This window comes from Onishia taeanensis (assembly GCF_013349955.1).
GTDB lineage: Bacteria > Pseudomonadota > Gammaproteobacteria > Pseudomonadales > Halomonadaceae > Onishia > Onishia taeanensis_B.
Genome location: NZ_JABVXC010000073.1, coordinates 1 through 407, shown reverse-complemented (window position 1 = coordinate 407; position 407 = coordinate 1). Strand labels below are relative to the sequence as shown.

General features: G+C 63.4%; 1 protein-coding gene. It reads right to left on the bottom strand.

From position 1 onward, the window contains the following. The coding region (locus HUS66_RS17525; protein ID WP_340162771.1) for a DUF2339 domain-containing protein at nt 1-353 on the bottom strand (353 nt) is incomplete at its 3' end. Nucleotides 354-407 lie beyond the last annotated feature (54 nt).

The following is a 407-nucleotide window of genomic DNA, read 5'->3' as shown; positions in this document are numbered from 1 at the left end:
TGACGCAGTCGCGTGCCGGCCCCCGCAAGGTGCCAGACCAGAACAGCCCCCAATGCTGGCATACCATAGGCAGGCAGCAGCCAGTTCACCAGCGGCCAGCGGCCCACATCAGCCCTCTGCCATAGCGGGTTGTACGCCAATACGACACCCGCAAGCCAGATGACTGCTGCCAGCCCTCCAACGACATAGGCCAATGTGCGATACAAGGCGACATTCTGGACCGAGCCGCTGGCACGCCAGGCATAGCCCGCCGCCACACCACCAAGTGCCAGCACCTGCACGGACAGCTCCGGGAATGAAAGGTGCCCCGTGAAAGGCTGACCATCCGTCAGCAGGTAGCGAACCTCCAGCACGGTCGTGGCAAGCGCCAACTGTATCACGACCCCTTCCAACCAGCGCTGGACATG